A 21,007-nucleotide genomic window follows, 5' to 3' on the forward strand; every position below is an offset into this window, starting at 1 on the left:
AACGGAATAGATGGTTATGCATAATTGCATAGATGAGTTTTGAAGGATAAAGATAATAGAATTTTATCCAACACGTAAGACTCAAAAATGTCCATTACAGCCGTTCTTAAAAATTTTAAGACAATATGTTTATCAATGTTCTTATTCTGAAGATTGAAGCGCTTAATATTTACGTTATAAGTGCATAACAAGTTATAATAAAAGAAATCAATAAGGAGGCTGGCTGTGAAGAATCTTCGTTATCTCAATATATTTACCATATTAATTATATACACACTACTTATGTTTTATATCGGCTGGAACGGATGGGTTTGGCTTCATGCGGTATTTGGCTGGGAATCTTGGGGATATTATGCTTTCATAGTCGCATTTATTTCATATGCGTACATTCTCGTGCAAGTGTTTAAGTCTCTGCCATTTCTGCGAACGATAGGTTCGATTTGGTTTGCGGTTATACAATATGCGCTTATGTTGTTGCCATTAGCTGATATTATGGTCTTTCTTTTACAGTTTTCAGTAGAGAAAGAAGCGGCAATTATTTGGATAGGGACGGCTGTGATAGCTGCATTTATCTTTATCTTTGCGTATGGAGTATTTAATGCGTATAGTCCAGTAGTAAGAAAATACGAAGTGCACATACCGAAAAAGGTAGAGGGGCGTAAAAGTTTACGTATTGCGATGGCTTCTGATATGCATTTCGGTAAACTGTCTGGCGTTTCGCATTTGAAAAGACTTGTTCGTCATGTAAATGAAATGGAACCTGATATTATTTTACTGCCAGGTGATATTATCGATGATCATCCAGGTGTGTTCATTCAAAAGAATATGGGACCAATCATGAAACAAATGAAAGCTCCATTAGGCGTATATGGTGTTTTAGGAAACCATGAATACTACGGCAGAGCGGTTCCAGAGTTTTTACAAGAGATGGATAAGATTGATATTCGTATTCTTTTAGATGAAGTGCTTACAATTGAAGATGACTTTTATCTCGTTGGAAGAAGAGATAAAACAGAGCGAGATCGCCAAAGCTTTGAAAAACTTATGAGTACAGTGGATAAATCCATGCCAGTTATCGCAATGGATCATCAGCCATTTGAGTTGAAACAGGCAGCGGATGCTGGTGTAGACTTATTATTATCCGGTCATACGCACCGCGGACAAATGGCGCCCAATCATATTGTAACGAGAAGAATGTACGAGCTAGACTGGGGATACGCACAAAAAGGCGCGTTCCACGCAATTGTTTCTTCTGGATTTGGATTTTGGGGACCACCGCTTAGACTTGGTAGTAGGTCGGAGATTGTGCAGGTAGAAGTTACGTTTGAATAAGGTTAAATAAAAGGGATTATACATATTAATCATGTATAATCCCTTTTATTTTTTATTTCTCAATCGCGCTCTTTACTTAAATATAATCTCAATTAGTTGTTGTGGATGTGCATTAATTAATCCATGAACAATAATAATTACCCATACCTTACGATAACGCGCCCACAAATATCCAAGGAATAGACCTACGATACCAAGGTTCACAATGACCGTAGCTGTATCAATATCCCAATGACCAGAGCCATGTAATGCGATATGCCAGCTTGCCCATAACAATGATGTAAGAAGAATAGCCGGCCAAGTACCTAGTAATAATTCCAAACGTGTTTGCAACCAAACTCTATAAAAAATCTCTTCAAGTACACTATTTATAAGAAACCCTACAAGTAAAATGGAGATTAAAATCGTGGGTTCCATTTTCATTGAAACAAATGGTGTAGAGAATATAGAAAAGAAGTTGAAGTAACCCCAGATTATAATGACAATAAGTGGTGTAAACCGATACCATCTATTATCCCCTGTTAATTTTACTGACTTTGGTCGTTCTTTTTCGGGGTTATTTTTATAAAAAAAAAGCAGCATTAATGGAGTGAATAATAATAAAATAATTTTAAATATCATAAACCACAATTGTAATGCCATTCCTTCAAAGTTCGTGGTGAGAAGACAAATCGTGAAGAGGGAGCCACTTAAGAAGAAGATAGCAGTTTGAATTATGATGCGCCTTGGTTCAAATTGTTGAAGGGGATTATAGTTTTTATGATGAAATGGTAGGAAACGGACAAGGAGTATACCGACAATAACAGGGAGCCACTTGTACCAAAAGGGCATCGTGCCCTTATGATCTCCACTGTAACGAATGTTCGTTTCTCCAATCCATATAAGCCAAAAAGATGAAAGCAAAATAATAAGCATAATGATACCGCCAATTAACTTCCCCGCTTTTGGAAAATAACTGTCCATAGTTATCCGACCTTTCATATTATAATTGTAAGTCAGTTTCTAATTGACTTCATTCGCTGCTTTTTTCTTTAGTAAATATGTATTTATAAATCTATTAAAACAAAAAAAGAGGGGTCGTGGAAATATTTTCTTTTTTTGATTAAATTTGATAAGAACAAGAGGACCTGTTTTTTATAAAAACAGAACGTTTATATTCAAATTACAGAATAGTATATTTACGCTTCTTCAAAAAAGAGATAATATAAAAAGACTTTGCTTGAAAAGGGGGATTGTAAGTGATCATATCAGATGTACTATACGGAGAATTTGAAGTGGATGCAGTGCTAGAAGAATTAATTTTAAGTAAGCCTATGCAAAGACTAAAGGGAATTCATCAAGCAGGCGCAAGTTACTTAATGAACGAGAAATGGAATGTAACTCGTTTTGAGCATTCAGTGGGTGTTATGTTATTGGTGAAAAAACTAGGTGGTTCAGTAGAAGAACAGATTGCTGGTTTACTACATGACGTATCACATACTGCTTTTTCCCACGTGATTGATTACGTTTTTGATAATGAAGATGAAAGTTATCATGAAGAGATATTTAGTTCTGTTGTGAAAAACTCAGAAATTCCAGCGATCCTTGTGAGGCATGGTTATAACTATGAAGATATTTTATTAGATGATTCGAAGTGGACGTTACTGGAAAGGTCAGCGCCCGAATTATGCGCAGATCGAGTGGATTATACGTTACGAGATATGTATACATATGGGTATATTTCTTTAGAAGAAGTTCATAGTTTTTTAGAGGATGTCATCGAAGTAGAGGGGAAAATGGTTCTTCAAAATATTGAAATAGCGGAATGGTTTACAGAAACGTATTACAAAGAAGTAATCGATTTCTTTATGGAACCAATGAATATTTACGGAAATGATATGTTAGCGAAAACGTTAAAGGTAGCTCTTCATAAAAGAATTATTCATGCAGATGATTTTCTTCTTGAAGATGAGGAGCTTATTTCGAAATTGCAGCAATGTAATGACCCCGAAGTAGAAGCTTTATTAAGCAAAATTCATCCAAATATAAAAGGAAAAGAAGATAGAAACGATTATGATTTACATCAGAAAAATAAAATGCGTCTTATTGATCCGCCGTTACTTCGTGAAGGGAAAATTGTTCAGTCATCTGTTGTATCAGAAAAAATAAGACAGATGAGTGATATCGCTTATGAAAAAGCGGTGAGAGGGATGTATGTGAAAGTGATTTCGAATTAAAAAAGAAGTAGCGCATCGTTTTTAGAGCGCTACTTCTTTTTTATTAATTATCAAACCAATTCCAAATCTCAATATCTCCAAGAGTCGCATAACGTACGTGCGGGGAGTTTTGTAATTTTAATAACTCTTTCGACGGGCCAGTAATAACAATTCCGTATACTTTTACACCGTTATCCTTTACATATTGATAACGTTTATCTAAGTTTAATTCTTTCTCAGAAAGCGCTGCTATTTTGCTTACCGTTTTTTTATGGATAGAAAGGACGCGCATCATTTCGGTTACTTTGTCTTCTTGCGTTTTCTGCCCGTCAGTTTCATTATCGAGGAATCTTACATGTTCTGGAAACCCTATAGCTTCTCCGCCATGTAGGATATAGTCATCTACATTTTTTCTTTCTTGTCCTGTATCTAAAGCGTACCATAAAGGAGTTGGAGGGAGTTCTTGTGCCTCGAATATGCTATATAAAAGCGGTTCTAATTCTTTTAAAGTGTAAGATTTATCAAAAGAAATTGCTACTTCTGCAACGGTTCCATCATGTACTTTTGCAAGTGTATCCCATACTTTTTTTGATGAATCCTTTAAATAATCACCCTGCTCTGTTTTTGGATGAACAAAGAAGAGTTTTGGTTGATAGAACGGATTCATCCAAGTTCGCTTCGTAACATCTACAGATGATAAGAAGCTTTTTGTTTCTATTGTACCGAGGGGCATTTCTTTTTTACCGACGGTTCGTACTAAATCAAATTGGCTATTCGTACGGAAAAAAGCTTCTACACTTGTTCCGCCCCCCATAACACGGCTATTTGGGATCGTTGCTTCAAGTGCAAGTGAAGGAACCTCTCTAATTTCTTCTAGCCTTTTATCATTATTAGCTTGAAAATAAAAGGCTGATAATACCCCGCCGATTATATAGATAACGATGCAAATTGATAATATAAAACCAAATGTTTGTAAACGATGTTTCCACTTAATCCTCCAAAAAGGAACTTTAAGATCTTTTGGAGGTAACTTTTTCTTAATTGGTTCTGTTTTTGTTAACAGCTCATCTAAGTAAGCTTCACACTCTTCACATGACTCAATATGACTTTCTAACAGTTCTTGTTCATCATGCGTGAGCGTTCCATTTTCATACTTCTTCCATAGTTTTTTAAATTCTGTACACCCCATCCGTATCACTCCTTTATGCTTTTCATTTCTTTTCGTCCCCTGTGTAATTCAATTTTCACTTTCGCTAATGAGAGACCAGTCATTTCTGCTATTTCCTTATAGGAGAATCCATAGTAATCTCGTAGTAGCAGGGCATTTCGTCTTTCGAGCGGAAGAGAAGATAAACTGTCTAACCAACTAGCAATCTCATGTTTTACGAAATATGCATGTTCTGTACTTGGCACGTTTGGTAAATGGAATTCTGCAACTTCTGTTGTTTTATATTTCTTTTCTTTACGATACCAATCGATAAAGGCATTGTAGGCAATTGTAAATAACCACGGCCTAATTTCTTCTCCTTTATAATAGTCAATATGGACGAGCATTCGGTAAAATGTTTCTTGCATGAGATCTTCCGCATAGTGGGAATCTCCGGTTAGGGAGAGAAGATAGCGAAATAAATCTTGCATATGCTCTGAGTAAATTTCTTCTAATGATTGTTTGCGTTTCACTACATTTCCCTCCCTTCATATATAACAACGAAATACATATAAAAAAGTTACAATTTTTTATGGAATTATAGTAAAAAACGTCAAGAATTGGATTGCGTTCTCTTTTATCATAATACATATAAGGCGGGTGAACAGAGATGGAAAGCTATGAAACACAAATTCAAAGGTCAATTGATTATATTGAGGAAGATGTAATGGAAAAACAGACGCTGCGTAATTTAGCACGTATTGCAGGTTTTTCTGAGTCGCATTTTCATCGTGTATTTCAGGCATTAGTAGGTGATACAGTAATGGAGTATGTTCGAAAGCGGAGGTTAGCCCGGGCAGCTTATCAACTTTCTCATACGGATGAAAAAGTTATTGATATCGCGTTTGAACATGGCTTTCAATCTCACGAAACGTTCACGAGAGCCTTTAAAAAATTATTTCAAATGACACCGAGTGAATATCGAAAACAAGAAATCGAAACACCGATGTATTACAGAGTGAATGTAAAGCAAAGAAAATTAAATCCGTATTTAGGGGGCATACAAATGGAATATCGTATTGTAAATAAACCAGAATTTTTAGTGGCGGGTTATGAATTGAAGACGACAAGTAAAGAAGGGAAAAACCATCAAGACATTCCAGTATTTTGGCAAGAATATTTACAAAAAGATCTTGGAACGACGATTCCGAATCGTAAAGATACGAGTCAATGGGTAGAGCTTGGATTATGTACTGATTTTAATTTAGAAACAGGAGACTTCACTTACATTATCGGAATGGAAGTTACAGACTTTGAAAATGTACCAAATGAAATTGCGAAGCGTACTTTCCCGGCAGCAACATATGCAGTATTTACAACGCCGAAAGTTCCTCATGAAGAAATGGTATCGTCTATTCACCAAACTTGGAATGCAGTATTCTCAGAATGGTTCCCGCATTCAGGATATGAACATTGCGGTGTTACGGAGTTTGAACTGTACGATGAGCGTTGCCACGAAGATAAGAGTGAGTTTGCACAAGTAGAGCTTTGGATACCGGTGAAGAAAAAATAATAGGGTAAGAGCGAATCGTTGGGAGATGGTTCGCTTTTTCATAAAGGGGGAAATGGGAAAATGTTCAAAAAACTAGAATGTGTATCTATACATACGAAAGATATAGAAAGATCAGTTTCTTTCTATAAAGAAATGGGAATGAAGCAAAACTGGATGATAGAAAGAGAACTAGAAGAAGGGGTTATTTGGACGTTAATAGGATTGAAGTTTCCAGATGAGAAAAGTTCAGAGTTAGTAATAAGCAATCATCCGGATATTAATTTTACGGAAGTCGAAGTATTAGTAGAAGATGTACAACAAACGTATGAAAGTTTAAAAGATAATAAAGATGTAAAATGGATTCGCGAACCATTTCCAACAGAATCAGGACATGTTGCAGTAATGGAAGCACCTGATGAGAATGTGTTTGTGTTAGTAGGGAAATAGCTGAAATATGGAGTGACCTTTCATAGTGAGTTATGAAGGGTTATTTTTATCCCGCTATTTGCCGGGCAGCGCGATTGGTGAGGGCTAATAATCAGTGGGGGATGAACAAAACCTCCACTGATTAAAGTTTCACTTTATAAGTGGATTGTTAAATTTGTATTGTTTTATCTGTAATACATATGAAAATGGTAAAATAAAATAGCAATTAAATATTGCGGGTGGAAGGTTATGCCCTTTCTTCATTTTGTGAAGAAAGGAGGTGTAATCGTATGGAATTTCTTTTGCAAATTTTGTTGGAAATTACAAAAACTATAGCTAGAGAAGGTATAGTTTTTGGATTTAAGAAATTAACGGCAAAAAAGCGCAAAAAGAAGACCACCCGTCTGCCTGCGAAGCGTGGGAAGTCTTCTAAGCGCAAATAAGCTTTAGTTGCAACCTTCCACCTTGCGGTAATTAGTTGCAGTGACGGGGTGTTGGAAGCACCTCGTCTACTTCATTTTATGCAAAACTTAGTTAGTTTATACTTCTATTTATAGTATAACAGTTTAGAAATGTATTTGTTAATAGTTTTATTTTTACTTTGTCTCGAAAAAACGATTCACATAATTTCAATTACCGCAAAATTCTCCCAGAAAAGAAAAAAAGACGCCACATAGCGTCTTTCCTACGAACGAAACGGAAATACAAGAATAATCGTCGTTCCTTTTCCGAGTGCACTATCAACGGAAATTGTCCCGTTATGAGCATGAACGAGCTGTTTTGTAATGGCTAGGCCAAGTCCAGTTCCGATGTTGCTTTCTTCTGTGTTTGTTCCGCGGTAATATCGTTCAAATAGAAGTTCTTTCGTTTTTTCATCCATTCCTTTTCCGTCATCTGAAATGGAGAGTGTAAAGGAATTAGCGTTTTGTGATAATTTTACGATGACAGTAGTTGTTTCGTTATTATGTTTTACAGCATTTACGAGTAAGTTTTCGATAATACGCTGGAACCATTTTTCTTCAATGAAATATTGAATTTTATTTGAGCTCGGTACGAATTCAATATTTTGATTTTGGAGTGTTGGATTGTTAATAAATTGCAATAATACTTTTTGAACGAACTGATTGATTTCAACGTTTACGTGTTGGGCAGGAAGGCTGTTATTTTTTAATTGATACGTTAAGCTTAAATCATCAATTAATGTCGTCATATATTGAGATTTCTCTTTCATAACACTACCAAATTGCTGAATATCACGATCAGTCCAGTTATATTGATTCGATTCGAGTAATAATGCGTAGCCATATATAGAGCTAAGTGGTGTTTTTAAATCATGCGTTAGACCGGTAATCCATTCTTCTCGTGTTTGCTGAAGTACTTGCCTCATCGCATCGTTTTTTTTGAGTGTAATAGAAAGGTGTTCTAGTGAACTTGTTACATCTCTAAACAAACGGAATGACCATTTTTCTTTACCAGATCGCCGGAACCTGACAGGTTTTCCTTTTTTACTAATGGGTTCTTCATACTTTCCACCAGCGATATTTTTAAGCCAGCGCATCGCATGTAATAACGGTTTCCCGAATTTATTACCGTACCAAATAGAAAGAATGACTAAATAAACAAATACGATAAGAAGGATCAATCCGCATCCGATGAGAAACTTCTTAGTAAATACATCTTCAATTTCGTCATCTGGATAGTAGTGATCATTTTTCGCAGTCACAACGAGAAGGTTGCCACTATTTGCATCGTAAAAGCTAGACGTGTTTTCTTTATGATTCCACGGTTCTTTTTCATTAAGGGCGATTTGTATTGCTGAAAATGTTTTTTTCTTTCCAGCTGGATAGGCAAAAACCTCTTCGCCATTTTGATTAAATATTTGAAGTGCTGCTTTTTCTTTAGACAGTAACTGTTTTTCTTGATCTGTTAATGTAAACGAATCCATCGTTAAAGAGGAGTGATCCTTTTGAATTGCTGTCAGTAACGCATTGCTTTTTAACATACCACCATAAATAACAAGTACTTTCTTTTCTTCTAATTCAATTTCCCAATATGTAAATTTATAATTACTTTCGATATGATGTTGTATATATGCGACTAAAGATGTCTTCGTATAAGCATTCGGAACATCATTTGGTGTATTAAAGTGGTAGAGGATTTTTCCGTTTTCATCTACAACTTGGAGCCAATCATTTTTCTCCTTTATTAAATCTTGCACTTCAGATTGTAACGAAATATGCCCATCTTCTGAAGAGATGTATCTTGAAATTGTAAAACTATCAGAATCTGGAATATTAGGTTCGTATAAAGTACTAGTAAGAAGAAAAATTAAATAAGTAAAAGCAGCAACTACAGCGATAAGTAATGTAACTAAAACAAAAACGTGTTGCATGATAAATTGAATAATAAGTCGTTTATTAAAATTCATATCGTCACCCTACTTTGTAACGAACTTATAACCAAGCCCGCGAACGGTTTTTATATATTCTGGTTTACTTGGATCTTGTTCAATTTTTTCACGTAGTTTTCGAATGTGGACCATAACAGTGTTGTCATCGCCATTATAGGCAGGAGCTCCCCAAACTTTTTCATATATTTCCTCTTTCGAAAATACGTAGTTCGGATTCTCGCAAAAGAAGAGTAGTAGTTGAAAGAGTTGAGCGGAACATTCGACAATGTGCCCATCTACTGTTAGTTCTGCAGAGTGCTGATCAATTTCAAATCTTCCAAATGAAATCGAGTGTGATTTTTGTTCGTGTGGTACGGTTTGTTTCATATGTCTCCGAAGCTGTGCTTTCATGCGTGCTACTACTTCTAATGGATTAAAGGGCTTCGTAATATAATCATCTGCACCGTATGAAAATCCGGATATTTTATCTAAATCAGATGCTTTTGCTGATAGGAAGAAAATTGGACAATCTGTTTGTTGGCGAATGATTGGACAAATATCAAAACCAGATTGTCCAGGAAGCATTACATCTAAAATAATTAAATCGTAATTGTTTTGCTTAGTTAGAGATAAAGCCATTTCAGCTGATGTTGCAGTTGTAATATGAGAAAAACCTTCTTTTTCAAGAATGGTAGTTAGTAATTGTAAAATTGCTGTTTCATCATCAACAAGTAAAATATTTGCTTGGTACATAAAAATCCCTCCTAATTTTCTCGAATATCATATCATCATTTTGTAACTTATGGAATTTTTAAGGAAATTTTAAGGTTTTCTTTCGCAAAAAATTAAGAATCAAATGATATGATAAAAGTAACATAGGGGAGGAGATGAGTGTGAATCCGTTTCAAGTGATGCGAGCTAGATATTTTTTGATTGTATTTGCACTATTAATTTTAATAGCGAGAAGTAGTGGCGATTTGCTAACAAGTATATTTCATATACAAAATTCTTCTTTTATAAATATCCTTATATTCTATATCCTTCCGATCGTATGGATTTTTTATGAGTATAGAAAGCATCGCATTTCATTTTCATTGTTTGTTAATAAAAATGAAACATTTAACTTGGTGCAAGTTTTATACATTACGGTTATGTTGTGCATGTTTAGTTACGGGTATCTTATTTTGTATATGTATAGTTTTGCATGGATTACACCGGACTTTATTATGAATGCCCTGCATGAACCGATTATAGATAGTACTGGGGGATATGTATATCAAGTCATTAGGGTCGTATTCATCGCACCAATTATCGGGGAGTTTGTTTTTCGCGGATTTTTACTTCAACGTTTTGCAACAAAATGGGGAACGAGCATAGCGACCATCGTTGTAGCAATATTGTTTGCGTTGTTACATGTTGATTTCCTCGGTGCAGCCATATTCAGCATCGTATTATCAATCGTATATATTCGTACGAAAAGTTTACTCATGCCAATTGCAATACATATGTTAAACAATGCATTTGTAATGGGTGCGTCTTTTTTAATAAGTAGAGAAAAAATTATGAGTTTTGCCGATTTCTCAAATTACACGACATTCTTTCCTGGACTTATTATTTTTATAACAGGATTAAACTTAGTACTTATCTTTTTATTTGTTAATCGTAAATATTGGAGTAAAGAAGTGCCAGTTATATATGCAGAGCAGGAAAAGAGCTTTTCAGATGTAGTGGGGAGTAAATGAGATGAAGAAGACGGTTGAAAAAATATTAAAAGATATTATAGATGCTACGTCTATTACAGATATGTGTGATAAAAGCGTTTGTCATTGGCTTCAACCTGTAGTAGATACGATTGTGTTTCCAGAGTATTACTTATTTTCTAGTACTCATTTAAAAGAAAATATTATTTCTCTTCTTATTGTGTTCGGGGTTTTACTAATATTTGGTCTAATTGTAGAAGAAATGATGAAGCGCATCTTCAGAAAGAATGAAGAGAAGTATATGTGGATTCATAAAGTATTCGAGAAAGTAATGGTGGCTTTCCTTTTGTTTTATGGTATAAAAACAATCATTTACTTTATAGCTTTGAAACATCATTAATTCGAAATTTGAAAGGGATGTATAAAATTATATGAATGAAACGATATCATCAAATAAGTTTTTTTATTTGATTTTACTTAGTCTAGTGTTAATAACGACAGTGAATGTTATTTTGCGCTGGGAGGAAGCTTATTTTTTCATGTATTTAGCGCTCCATTTGTTGGGGATTTTATGTATAAGTGGTGGAGTCGTTACTGAAAAAAAGAATGAAGAAAGCGTTAACTATATGTGTGTGATCGGTCTTGTTTTACTTTTAGCTGTACAGGGTATTATGAAATATAGTTCTTTCTCTTTACAAGATTTTAGTTTATTAATAGATGTACTTCCTTAAAGAGGCTTTTTATGTTATCTAAAAAGCAAGTAGGGTACGTGTTGGTTTGCAAGTGCGATCCTTATTCCGGATTGTGAACCGAAGAAAGTGTTTAAAGATAGGTAAAACTCTTCTTATGTAGAAGAGTTTTTTTATGTAAATAAAAGGATTTCGAGCAATTCACATAATAAGCTTGTTCTAATTTAGCGTGTACGAACTTACAATAATAATAGACAGGCAGCATAGAGGAGGGAATAGCGTGAGGAAGGTTATTGGTTGGTCGCTTTTTTTGTACGTTGGATTTGCGTTACTTATATATTGGTATTTATTTGGATGGAATCATGAACTTATTCCGGACATGTATAAAGGAACAAGTGCAGATCCAGAAACGTTTATGAGTGCGAGAGAGCTTACGCTAAGCCAAGATTATTCGCGCGTGAAAAATTTACTATACTTTTTAGCGACGCCTCTTGAATGGATTATTTTATTGTTTGTACTTGTGCTAGGTATTTCAAGAAAGTTTGAGAAATGGTCGAAGGAAACGACTAAAATAAGTGTCTTGCAAGTTGCGATTTATTTCTTTTATTTATCATTACTGACAACAGTGCTTGCCTTACCGATGCAATGGATTGGCCGGAAAGTGTCCGTTGATTACGGCATTTCAACGCAAAGCACACAAAGCTGGATTAAAGATCATGTTATCGGTTTTTGGGAAAGTTATGCGACTATGTTAATTGTAGTGACCGTTCTATTATGGCTTATCCGTAAATTTCCGAAGAGATGGTGGCTAGCAGGGTGGGCGCTCTCTGTTCCATTTACAATCTTTTTAACATTCATACAGCCTGTCGTTATTGACCCACTGTATAACGACTTTTCGACGCTGAAAAATAAAGAATTAGAAACGAAAATTTTAGCGATAGCAGACAAAGCGGACATTCCTGCTAAGCACGTATATGAAGTAAATATGTCAGAAAAAACGAATGCATTAAATGCTTACGTAACAGGAATTGGCCCTAACGCCCGTATTGTAATGTGGGATACAACGCTTAAGCAGTTAAAAGATAAAGAGATTTTATTTATCATGGCTCATGAAATGGGGCATTATGTTATGAAGCATATATATTTTGGCGTTGCAAGTTATGTATTGCTATCGTTTATAGGTATGTTTTTAATTAGTCGTATTATAAATATGTGTATTCGCAAATGGGGAGATACATTGCAAATTTCAAAGGTAGCATGTTTCTCCATTTTACCTTTATTTTTCTTAATTTCTTCTGTACTCTCTTTTGCAGCACAACCAGCAACAAACTATGTTTCACGTATAGAAGAAAGAGCGGCAGATCAATATGCTTTAAATATGACGAAGGACGGAAAATCTGGTGTGAAAACTTTTCAATATTTATCAAAAACAAGTTTAAGCCAAGTAAATCCGCCTGCGTTAGTGAAGTTTTTCTTATACACGCATCCACCAATTTTTGAAAGAATTCATGCGTTTGAACAATATGAGAAACAAAGAAAAAAGGAGTAGCTATTATGCTACTTTTTTTTATAGAAATATAAGTTTTATATTGGGAATATTTATCATTGCTTTTTATTGCGATTTTGTAAATAATAAGCTATAAAATTCTAAAAATCTATATATAAAGGGATAAAGGTGAAAAAATGTATTTTTTACAAAATTTAAAAGTGAAATATAAATTATTAGCGCTTATTTCATTAGCAGTTTTAGGTATGGTAATTATAAGCAGTGTAGCAATTAATTCTATTAATAAGATTAAGCACGATACAGAGGTTGTAGTAGATGACTATCAATATTCTGCAATTTTATTAGAAGGAATGCTTCGCACACAAAATTCACTAGAATATAACTTATTGGAGTTAATTACGGCATCACAAAATGAAGTGGAAAATAAAGAGGGGATAATTAATAATATTGAAAAGGATCTTAAAAAATATGATTCTTTATTAAAAGAATATGATGATGGTTTTAATTTAAGTAAGCAAGAGGATGAACTGTTTCAGAAGATGAAGAAATCTTTACCAAGTTATAAAGATACATATAAGAAATTATTTGAAAAGGCGAAGGCAACAAACGAGCCGCAAATGGTAAATGAATTTCAGAAGGAATTAAAACCGAAGGGAATAGAGTTAGCTGGTTATGCAGTGGATCTAGAATCGTATGTTTCAAATTTAGCTGACCAAGTATTTAAAGATTCGCAAAAAATGATTGATCGTTCCGTTATTACCTTTATCATTCTTGTAGTAGTTACTACAATCATTATATGTATAGTAAGTTATATTATTAGCAAGCTTATAGTTGCTCCTTTACAAACGGTTAGTCGTATGATGGAAAGAGCGAAAGAAGGAGATTTAACTGTACATGGTGATTATACTGCTAAGGATGAATTAGGTGTATTAGTAAGTAATTTTAATGAGATGATTGCAGGGCTAAGAACAAATATGCAAGAAGTAGAGAATAATATTCAGCTTCTATTCCAATATACAGACGGAGTAGCATCTGCGTCAGAAGTATCTAGTAGTGCAGCAAAAAAAATCACTATGGATATTGAAGAAGTCGCAAATGGCGCAGAGAGTCAAATGCAAGCAATGGAACAAACTGCGGGTGCGATGGAAGAGTTGACACAAGGAATGCAGAGTATAGTCAATACATCATCCTCTGTAAATGAATTATCTGCTCAATCAGCATTAGATGCAGAGAGTGGTAACAAATTAATGAAACAAATGATTCAACAGATGGATACAATCCAAAATTCGGTACATAGCGGTGTGAAACAAGTAGAGACTATGAAAGAACAATCAGAAGAAATTGTTAAAATCATTGATGTAATGCAAGGTATTACCTCTCAGATTAACTTATTAGCATTAAACGCCGCAATTGAGGCTGCACGTGCTGGTGAAAGTGGTAGAGGATTTGCAATTGTGGCAGATGAAGTGCGGAAATTAGCAGAACAATCTAGTGATTCTGCAAAACAAATTGAGAATCTTATTACTCAAGTTATGGGAACAACGAACCATACGGTACATATGATGGGGAAAGTAGATAATGAGGTACAGGCAGGTACACAAGTAGTAATGCACACAGAAAAAGTATTTGGAACAATTACAGAAAAAGTACAACAAGTATCTGAGCAAATTCAAACGGTATCTATGTCTACAGATGAAATTGCAGCGAGTAGTGAGGAAATCTCGGCTTCTGCAGAAGACATGGCTCAAATTTCCCAAAGATCATCTGACCGAACTGATAGGGTAAAAGAGTCTATTCAACAGCAGGAAAAATCTGTTCAAGAGATTTCGGTTTCAATTGAACATATGCATAACGCAGCAGGAAAACTAAAACAAATAGTTGCCCAATTTACTCTTCAAAAGTAGTAGCATATTTGAGTGTTAATAAATATAAAAAAAGCATCCTCTTTTAATAAAAAAGGATGCTTTTTTTATTGCTACTATTCATAGACTTCGGGCATTTTCAAGGCGATGATTTAGACATACTAGATTTGTATATTACTTATTTTTTGACAGTTTAAGAGGTTTATCGACGAGAAGTATTTCTGTATTAGTGTCTGCTGTTGTCAAACTATTAGACCGGATTTAGATGCAAGTAATAGGGATTATCCTTATATTTGTAGGGATGGCACTAACTTTTCGCAAGGGAAGAGAAGGCGAGTTATCATTGAAGGGGAATGCTACCTCTGAAATATAAATCATGAATATAGTAATCGCCATTAGGTATCTCCTTTTCGCGCCAATAAAGGGAAGTTGTAAAGTGAAAAGGAGTTTATAAAGAGATTGTAGAATGTTTTAGTACGTAACACCTTAGAGGTGACAACTTCCTTTTTGAAAAAGAAAGAAGGAGGCATAAAGCAGAAAGGTAGTGGAAATATTTCTTCTAGAAGATTTGCATTTTATCTTACATTCACCAAAAAGAGTACTCCTGAAACAATGAAATTCATTTTATTTGAATGAAATAGGGAGAGAGGATAATGAAGAAAAAAATATTGGGTGTAATGATGATTGCGACAATGGCAGGAGGTATATTTGCAGGGACGAATGTGACGCCTGTAAAAGCGGAAGAGTATCCACAAATGATTGTGTTTGAAGATGTTCCATACGGATTTTGGGCATATGATGCTATTATGGATTTAGCATATCATAAAATTATATTAGGGTATGGAAACGGGAAGTATGGTGTTGGTGATCTTATAACACGTGAACAAGTAGCTGGGACTATTTACAGAACACTTGAGATAAAAGAAGAAGGATTAGTAGCGAATCCATATAAAGATGTTTCTGATAGTACAACAACTTTTAAAAAGGAAATTTTGGCGTTAACAAAACGTGGTGTTTTTACAGGGGATGGGCAAGGGAAATTTAGACCAAAAGCACCAGTATCTAGAGCGGAAATGGCTGTCATTTTAAAACGAGCATTTACTTTTGAAACGAAACAAAAACATACATTTAAAGATATTCCAAAAGGCCACTGGGCAGAAGATGCAATTAGTGCGCTACAATCTAATAATGTTGTAAGAGGAACTGGGAATGGCATGTATGAATTAAATCGCCCTGTACCTAGAGAACAATATGCTCAGTTTATTAATAATGCGATTATTAATTATCATTTGAAAGAGGATTGGAAATAGAGTGAAATATGAAAGCACAAATAGAAATATTTGTGCTTTTTTGTTTGTTTAAAAAAGAATTATTATTCGTTTTTTTGTATGTTTAATGTTATACATAAGCTTTATAATCAACCCCATAAAAAAGACATGATGTGTAATATGATTCACAAAAGCGTCACGAAATGTGTCGGAAAAAATATATACATATTGGGGAGGAAATGTAATGAGCAAAAAATTATTAAAAACAGCTACAGCATTAACAATTATGGGTGGGATGTTATTCTCAGCAGAGAGTAACAATGTAAAAGCGGAAAGTGCACCGTTGCAAAAAACAAATACAATTGTATTTAAAGATGTACCAAAAGGACATTGGGCATATGAGGCAATTCATGAATTAGCGGAACAAGAAATTATTTTGGGATATGGCGATGGAATATTTGGTTTTGGGGATAATGTAACACGTGAGCAAGTTGCAGCTTTAATTTACCGCGTGTTTGATATGGAAGAACAAGATGAATATGAAAACCCATATGGAGATATCGATGAAAATTCAACAAGCTTTATCGAGGAGATATTGGCTTTAACGGAAATCGGAATTTTCCAGGGAGACGAGAATGGAAACTTTAGACCGAAGGCGACGTTAACGCGTGCGGAAATGGCACAAGTTCTTACGAATGCTTTTGACTTACAGGCGAAGGGATCTCATAACTTTAATGATGTTTCAGCAAATTCATGGGCAACCAATGCAATTAGTGCAATACAAACAAATGGTATTACAATGGGAATCGGAGAAGGTAAATTCGGTCCGTCTATGAAGGTAACGAGAGAACAATACGCACAGTTTTTACATAGAGCAATATTGCATGATATGGAACAAGGGCAGTAATAAAGTTTAACTAGTCAAAGTGAAATTTAAAAATAATACAAAAAGGTCATTGTTGTATAACAGCGGCCTTTTTTTGTATGAAATAAAGCGCGAAAGAATGGCGTTTTGAAAAAAAAATGAAGTGAATTTTCAAAAAAAACTTCCTTTTCTGAAGATTTGTTATATAATATAAAACATAAAATCAAATCTGTTATAAAACAGTTTAAGAAGGGGATGCTAATATGTCGACGCAAACTTCACGGGTTACACTCGTTGGAGAAATGTTACCAGCGTACAACGAAATATTGACACCTGAGGTGCTTAGTTTTTTGAAGGAACTACATGAGAATTTTAATGAGCGCCGCATAGAACTTTTACAAAAACGTGTAGAAAAACAAAAGAGAATTGATGCAGGGGAGTTTCCGAAGTTTCTAGAAGAAACAAAACACATACGTGAAGCGGATTGGACAATTGCCAAGCTGCCAAAAGACTTAGAGGATCGCCGTGTAGAGATTACTGGACCGGTAGATAGAAAGATGGTCATTAACGCTTTAAATTCAGGAGCGCATCTTTTTATGGCGGATTTTGAAGATTCGAATTCACCAACTTGGGAAAATGCAGTGGAAGGCCAAATCAATTTACGAGATGCAGTAAAGGGAACGATTTCACATGAAAATGATAAAGGGAAAGAATATAGATTAAATGAGAAAACAGCTGTACTCATTGTACGTCCAAGAGGATGGCATTTAGAGGAAAAGCATATGCAAGTTGATGGGAAAAATATGTCGGGTAGCTTAGTAGACTTCGGCTTGTACTTTTTCCATAATGCGAAAGCTCTTTTAGCAAAAGGGAGCGGCCCATACTTTTACTTACCGAAAATGGAAAGTTATTTAGAAGCGAGATTATGGAATGATGTATTCGTATTTGCTCAAAAATATATCGGCATTCCAAATGGAACGATTAAAGCAACTGTGTTACTGGAAACGATTCACGCTTCGTTTGAAATGGATGAAATTTTGTATGAGCTAAAAGATCATTCTGCTGGCTTAAACTGCGGAAGATGGGATTATATTTTTAGCTTTTTAAAGAGTTTCCGTAATCATAATAAATTCTTACTACCAGATAGAGCACAAGTCACGATGACGGCACCATTTATGCGTTCCTATTCTTTGAAAGTAATTCAAACATGTCACCGCCGTAATGCACCAGCAATTGGAGGAATGGCGGCACAAATTCCGATTAAAAATAATCCAGAAGCAAATGAAGCAGCTTTTGAAAAAGTGCGTGCTGATAAGGAGCGCGAAGCTTTAGACGGTCATGACGGGACTTGGGTTGCCCACCCTGGACTTGTACCGGTTGCAATGGAAGTATTTAATCACATTATGAAAACACCGAATCAAATTTTTAGAAAACGTGAAGAAATATGTGTAACAGAAAACGATTTACTAGAGGTACCGGTGGGAACGATTACAGAAGAGGGCCTTCGCATGAATATTAGCGTAGGTATTCAATATATTGCATCTTGGTTAAGCGGACGGGGAGCAGCACCCATTTATAACTTAATGGAAGATGCGGCAACAGCTGAAATTTCAAGAGCACAAGTATGGCAATGGATTCGTCATGAAGGTGGAAAACTAAATGATGGTCGTAATATTACGCTTGAATTAATGGAAGAATTAAAAGAAGAAGAATTAGCAAAAATAGAAAGAGAGATTGGTAAGGAAGCCTTTAAGAAAGGGAGATTCCAAGAGGCGACAACGTTGTTTACAAATCTCGTTCGAAATGATGAATTCGTACCATTTTTAACATTACCGGGTTATGAAATTTTATAAAAAATGAAAAGGGGATGGAACAAATGAAAAACGAAAGAATCGAGAAGTTACAAGAAAGCTGGGAATTAGATGAGCGTTGGAAAGGGATCACACGTCCATATTCGGCAGAAGATGTAATTCGCCTGCGCGGGTCAATTGATATTGAACATACGTTAGCGCGTCGTGGTGCTGAGAAGCTTTGGACATCGCTTCATACAGAAGACTATATTAACGCACTTGGCGCATTAACAGGAAACCAAGCGATGCAACAAGTAAAAGCTGGGTTAAAAGCGATTTACTTAAGTGGTTGGCAAGTAGCAGCTGATGCAAACCTTTCTGGGCATATGTATCCAGACCAAAGTTTATATCCAGCGAACAGCGTACCTGCTGTAGTAAAACGAATTAATCAAACGCTTCAACGTGCGGATCAAATTCAGCATATGGAAGGAAGCGATGATACAGACTATTTCGTACCGATTGTAGCAGATGCTGAAGCTGGATTTGGTGGGCAATTAAATGTATTCGAACTGATGAAAGGTATGATTGAAGCAGGTGCATCAGGTGTGCATTTTGAAGATCAATTATCTTCAGAGAAAAAATGTGGCCATTTAGGCGGAAAAGTACTACTACCAACGCAAACAGCAGTACGCAATTTAATTTCTGCACGCCTTGCAGCAGATGTAATGGGAGTGCCGACAATTATCGTTGCAAGAACAGATGCGGATGCAGCTGATTTAATTACGAGCGATATTGATCCTGTTGATAAAGCATTTATTACAGGAGAAAGAACACCAGAAGGATTTTACCGTACGAATGCAGGTCTTGATCAAGCAATTGCGCGCGGTTTAGCGTATGCACCGTACGCAGACCTCGTTTGGTGTGAAACGTCAGAACCAAATTTAGAAGATGCAAAACGATTTGCGGACGCAATTCATAAGGAGCATCCAGGGAAGCTACTTGCATATAACTGCTCACCTTCATTCAACTGGAAACAAAAACTAGATGAAAAAACAATTGCAAGCTTCCAAAAGGAAATCGCATCTTACGGTTACAAGTTCCAATTCGTAACACTTGCTGGATTCCATTCATTAAATTACGGTATGTTTGAACTAGCACGTGGCTATAAAGAGCGCGGCATGGCAGCATACTCTGAACTACAACAAGCAGAATTCGCAGCTGAAAAACATGGCTACTCTGCAACACGTCATCAACGCGAAGTAGGAACAGGTTACTTTGATGAAGTTGCACAAGTGATTACAGGCGGAACTTCATCAACGACAGCGTTAAAAGGATCTACGGAAGAAGCACAGTTTACGAAATAAAAGGAAGGGGCACCTTTTTGAAGGGTGCCCCTTGTTATTTTCTAAACGATTCGAAAAGAGAGATTGAGTTGTCGGAAAAAAAACGATACTTCCTTTTCTTTATTACTAAATCAACTCCACTCAGCCCTATGATCACGAATAAACTTCATATCTTTCTCATAATGCTCTAGATGTCCTTCATCAATCATTCTTTGGAAATTCAAGTCGCCTTCTTGCGCTTTTCGTTTCATATATGTACATAATCCTTCTAATCGAAGCAACACCATTCCTAAGTAATCTTCATCCATATTTTTATCATAGGACTGAACGAACAAATTCATTCTCTCTTTAATGCGATCTGCATGTTGCGATGAGTCATAATGAACGGCTTCACCGGATTCTGTATAATACACTCTACTTAAAGGCACACAAGTATAGAGTGTATAAGCGATATCCCATAGTCTTGGACCAGGAGCAGCAACATCGAAATCAATAATCCCTACTGGCTTCTCATTATTAAAAATAATGTTATATATGGCAAAATCATTGTGACATAAAACCTCAATGTTATTTGGAGTGTGATCCATCGGTTTCCAATCATTTAATAATGGAAAATCACTTACAGCATCATGGTAAAGGCGAAGCATCTTTGCGATTTCTTTTAATACATCATTAGATCGCATATATTCTTTTAAAGGATAATTGCCAGCTTCTCCTTCAATAAAGGATAAAATCTCTCTATCTTTTTCATCTACACCTAAAAACTTTGGAGCATAATGAAATCCTTTGTTTTCTAAATGTTGCAATAGCTTATGAATCTTTTCACTGCCCGGCTTTAACTCTCGCCGAACAGTATTTTCAGAACGATATACGTTTGAGACGTTTCCCCCTGTTAGCCTTTCTTCTTTAGCGTAGTTTGACATGTGAAAATTCCCCCTGTGA

The 21,007-nt window shown here is 35.4% G+C and carries 21 protein-coding genes and 1 pseudogene; 15 read left to right on the plus strand and 7 right to left on the minus strand.

Going from position 1 to position 21,007, the window contains the following annotated elements:
* Nucleotides 1–14: 14 nt before the first annotated feature.
* On the minus strand, nt 15–191 hold the full coding sequence (locus BM089_RS31855) for a TetR family transcriptional regulator (protein ID WP_071714124.1): 177 nt from the start codon (nt 189–191) through the stop codon (nt 15–17).
* A gap of 34 nt (nt 192–225) precedes the next feature.
* Between BM089_RS31855 and BM089_RS01095 the strand changes: the two genes are divergently transcribed.
* The gene (locus tag BM089_RS01095; RefSeq protein WP_090975785.1) at nt 226–1,332 is read left to right on the plus strand and encodes a metallophosphoesterase; all 1,107 of its coding nucleotides are present in this window, start codon (nt 226–228) and stop codon (nt 1,330–1,332) included.
* Between the two features lie 72 nt (nt 1,333–1,404).
* Here the strand turns inward: BM089_RS01095 and BM089_RS01100 are convergent, their stop codons facing one another.
* A complete protein-coding gene (locus BM089_RS01100) occupies nt 1,405–2,295 on the minus strand; it encodes a CPBP family intramembrane glutamic endopeptidase (RefSeq protein WP_000378922.1) in 891 nt (296 codons plus the stop codon).
* A 275-nt stretch (nt 2,296–2,570) separates the two neighbouring features.
* Between BM089_RS01100 and BM089_RS01105 the strand changes: the two genes are divergently transcribed.
* Nucleotides 2,571–3,548 (plus strand): HD domain-containing protein, encoded by a 978-nt coding sequence (locus BM089_RS01105; RefSeq protein ID WP_000587038.1) that lies wholly within the window; start codon nt 2,571–2,573, stop codon nt 3,546–3,548.
* A gap of 43 nt (nt 3,549–3,591) precedes the next feature.
* Here BM089_RS01105 and BM089_RS01110 read toward each other — a convergent pair whose 3' ends face one another.
* Nucleotides 3,592–4,716, minus strand: coding sequence for an anti-sigma factor (locus BM089_RS01110; RefSeq protein WP_000501938.1), 1,125 nt, complete (start codon nt 4,714–4,716; stop codon nt 3,592–3,594).
* Between the two features lie 5 nt (nt 4,717–4,721).
* Nucleotides 4,722–5,207 carry an RNA polymerase sigma factor gene (locus tag BM089_RS01115; protein ID WP_000824004.1) on the minus strand — a complete coding sequence of 162 codons (486 nt, stop codon included), beginning with the start codon at nt 5,205–5,207 and terminating at the stop codon, nt 4,722–4,724.
* A gap of 137 nt (nt 5,208–5,344) precedes the next feature.
* Here BM089_RS01115 and BM089_RS01120 point away from each other — a divergent pair, with 137 nt between their 5' ends.
* The 3 genes from BM089_RS01120 (at nt 5,345) to BM089_RS30920 (ending at nt 7,095) form a co-directional block, all read left to right on the plus strand.
* Nucleotides 5,345–6,247 carry an AraC family transcriptional regulator gene (locus BM089_RS01120; protein ID WP_000446842.1) on the plus strand — a complete coding sequence of 301 codons (903 nt, stop codon included), beginning with the start codon at nt 5,345–5,347 and terminating at the stop codon, nt 6,245–6,247.
* 60 nt (nt 6,248–6,307) lie between these two features.
* Nucleotides 6,308–6,673 carry a VOC family protein gene (locus BM089_RS01125; RefSeq protein ID WP_000473644.1) on the plus strand — a complete coding sequence of 122 codons (366 nt, stop codon included), beginning with the start codon at nt 6,308–6,310 and terminating at the stop codon, nt 6,671–6,673.
* A gap of 269 nt (nt 6,674–6,942) precedes the next feature.
* Nucleotides 6,943–7,095, plus strand: a complete 153-nt coding sequence (locus BM089_RS30920) for a hypothetical protein (protein ID WP_000394943.1) — start codon at nt 6,943–6,945, stop codon at nt 7,093–7,095.
* Nucleotides 7,096–7,337: 242 nt separating this feature from the next.
* Here BM089_RS30920 and BM089_RS01135 read toward each other — a convergent pair whose 3' ends face one another.
* The gene (locus BM089_RS01135) at nt 7,338–9,080 is read right to left on the minus strand and encodes a sensor histidine kinase (protein ID WP_001010445.1); all 1,743 of its coding nucleotides are present in this window, start codon (nt 9,078–9,080) and stop codon (nt 7,338–7,340) included.
* 9 nt (nt 9,081–9,089) lie between these two features.
* Nucleotides 9,090–9,794 (minus strand): response regulator transcription factor, encoded by a 705-nt coding sequence (locus BM089_RS01140; protein WP_069355191.1) that lies wholly within the window; start codon nt 9,792–9,794, stop codon nt 9,090–9,092.
* Nucleotides 9,795–9,934: 140 nt separating this feature from the next.
* Between BM089_RS01140 and BM089_RS01145 the strand changes: the two genes are divergently transcribed.
* From BM089_RS01145 to aceA, 10 genes and pseudogenes are all read left to right on the plus strand, one after another.
* A complete protein-coding gene (locus BM089_RS01145) occupies nt 9,935–10,783 on the plus strand; it encodes a CPBP family intramembrane glutamic endopeptidase (RefSeq protein ID WP_139213191.1) in 849 nt (282 codons plus the stop codon).
* 1 nt (nt 10,784) lies between these two features.
* The gene (locus tag BM089_RS01150) at nt 10,785–11,141 is read left to right on the plus strand and encodes a hypothetical protein (RefSeq protein ID WP_023521404.1); all 357 of its coding nucleotides are present in this window, start codon (nt 10,785–10,787) and stop codon (nt 11,139–11,141) included.
* Nucleotides 11,142–11,172: 31 nt separating this feature from the next.
* A complete protein-coding gene (locus BM089_RS01155; RefSeq protein ID WP_001006050.1) occupies nt 11,173–11,472 on the plus strand; it encodes a DUF2101 family protein in 300 nt (99 codons plus the stop codon).
* Nucleotides 11,473–11,710: 238 nt separating this feature from the next.
* Nucleotides 11,711–12,979: a M48 family metallopeptidase gene (locus BM089_RS01160; RefSeq protein WP_043936613.1), complete on the plus strand. Its 1,269-nt coding sequence runs from the start codon at nt 11,711–11,713 to the stop codon at nt 12,977–12,979.
* A gap of 134 nt (nt 12,980–13,113) precedes the next feature.
* Entirely contained in the window at nt 13,114–14,841 is a 1,728-nt protein-coding gene (locus BM089_RS01165) for a methyl-accepting chemotaxis protein (RefSeq protein ID WP_090975789.1), read from the plus strand.
* A 62-nt stretch (nt 14,842–14,903) separates the two neighbouring features.
* Nucleotides 14,904–15,172 (plus strand): annotated as a pseudogene (locus BM089_RS31415) (EamA family transporter); the annotation flags it as partial.
* A 280-nt stretch (nt 15,173–15,452) separates the two neighbouring features.
* The gene (locus BM089_RS01175; protein WP_016513145.1) at nt 15,453–16,109 is read left to right on the plus strand and encodes an S-layer homology domain-containing protein; all 657 of its coding nucleotides are present in this window, start codon (nt 15,453–15,455) and stop codon (nt 16,107–16,109) included.
* 202 nt (nt 16,110–16,311) lie between these two features.
* Complete coding sequence (locus BM089_RS01180; protein WP_090975791.1) at nt 16,312–16,974, plus strand: S-layer homology domain-containing protein; 663 nt, start codon at nt 16,312–16,314, stop codon at nt 16,972–16,974.
* Between the two features lie 221 nt (nt 16,975–17,195).
* On the plus strand, nt 17,196–18,785 hold the full coding sequence (gene aceB / locus BM089_RS01185) for a malate synthase A (protein ID WP_000107345.1): 1,590 nt from the start codon (nt 17,196–17,198) through the stop codon (nt 18,783–18,785).
* A 23-nt stretch (nt 18,786–18,808) separates the two neighbouring features.
* Nucleotides 18,809–20,086, plus strand: a complete 1,278-nt coding sequence (gene aceA, locus BM089_RS01190; protein ID WP_000787346.1) for an isocitrate lyase — start codon at nt 18,809–18,811, stop codon at nt 20,084–20,086.
* Nucleotides 20,087–20,196: 110 nt separating this feature from the next.
* Here the strand turns inward: aceA and BM089_RS01195 are convergent, their stop codons facing one another.
* Entirely contained in the window at nt 20,197–20,988 is a 792-nt protein-coding gene (locus BM089_RS01195) for a phosphotransferase (RefSeq protein WP_000073785.1), read from the minus strand.
* Between the last annotated feature and the right edge of the window lie 19 nt (nt 20,989–21,007).

The sequence above is a fragment of the Bacillus sp. 5mfcol3.1 genome (genome assembly GCF_900114335.1).
GTDB classification, from domain to species: Bacteria; Bacillota; Bacilli; order Bacillales; family Bacillaceae_G; genus Bacillus_A; species Bacillus_A thuringiensis_S.

Excerpts from the sequence above, each read along its gene's own strand:
- BM089_RS01120 (WP_000446842.1), top strand. The coding sequence starts at position 5,345 with ATGGAAAGCTATGAAACACAAATTCAAAGGTCAATTGATTATATTGAG.
- BM089_RS01175 (WP_016513145.1), top strand. The coding sequence starts at position 15,453 with ATGAAGAAAAAAATATTGGGTGTAATGATGATTGCGACAATGGCAGGA.
- BM089_RS01100 (WP_000378922.1), bottom strand. The coding sequence starts at position 2,295 with ATGGACAGTTATTTTCCAAAAGCGGGGAAGTTAATTGGCGGTATCATT.
- BM089_RS01110 (WP_000501938.1), bottom strand. The coding sequence starts at position 4,716 with ATGGGGTGTACAGAATTTAAAAAACTATGGAAGAAGTATGAAAATGGA.
- BM089_RS01180 (WP_090975791.1), top strand. The coding sequence starts at position 16,312 with ATGAGCAAAAAATTATTAAAAACAGCTACAGCATTAACAATTATGGGT.
- BM089_RS01135 (WP_001010445.1), bottom strand. The coding sequence starts at position 9,080 with ATGAATTTTAATAAACGACTTATTATTCAATTTATCATGCAACACGTT.
- BM089_RS30920 (WP_000394943.1), top strand. The coding sequence starts at position 6,943 with ATGGAATTTCTTTTGCAAATTTTGTTGGAAATTACAAAAACTATAGCT.
- aceB (WP_000107345.1), top strand. The coding sequence starts at position 17,196 with ATGTCGACGCAAACTTCACGGGTTACACTCGTTGGAGAAATGTTACCA.
- BM089_RS01150 (WP_023521404.1), top strand. The coding sequence starts at position 10,785 with ATGAAGAAGACGGTTGAAAAAATATTAAAAGATATTATAGATGCTACG.
- BM089_RS01165 (WP_090975789.1), top strand. The coding sequence starts at position 13,114 with ATGTATTTTTTACAAAATTTAAAAGTGAAATATAAATTATTAGCGCTT.
- BM089_RS01195 (WP_000073785.1), bottom strand. The coding sequence starts at position 20,988 with ATGTCAAACTACGCTAAAGAAGAAAGGCTAACAGGGGGAAACGTCTCA.
- BM089_RS01155 (WP_001006050.1), top strand. The coding sequence starts at position 11,173 with ATGAATGAAACGATATCATCAAATAAGTTTTTTTATTTGATTTTACTT.
- aceA (WP_000787346.1), top strand. The coding sequence starts at position 18,809 with ATGAAAAACGAAAGAATCGAGAAGTTACAAGAAAGCTGGGAATTAGAT.
- BM089_RS01140 (WP_069355191.1), bottom strand. The coding sequence starts at position 9,794 with ATGTACCAAGCAAATATTTTACTTGTTGATGATGAAACAGCAATTTTA.
- BM089_RS01125 (WP_000473644.1), top strand. The coding sequence starts at position 6,308 with ATGTTCAAAAAACTAGAATGTGTATCTATACATACGAAAGATATAGAA.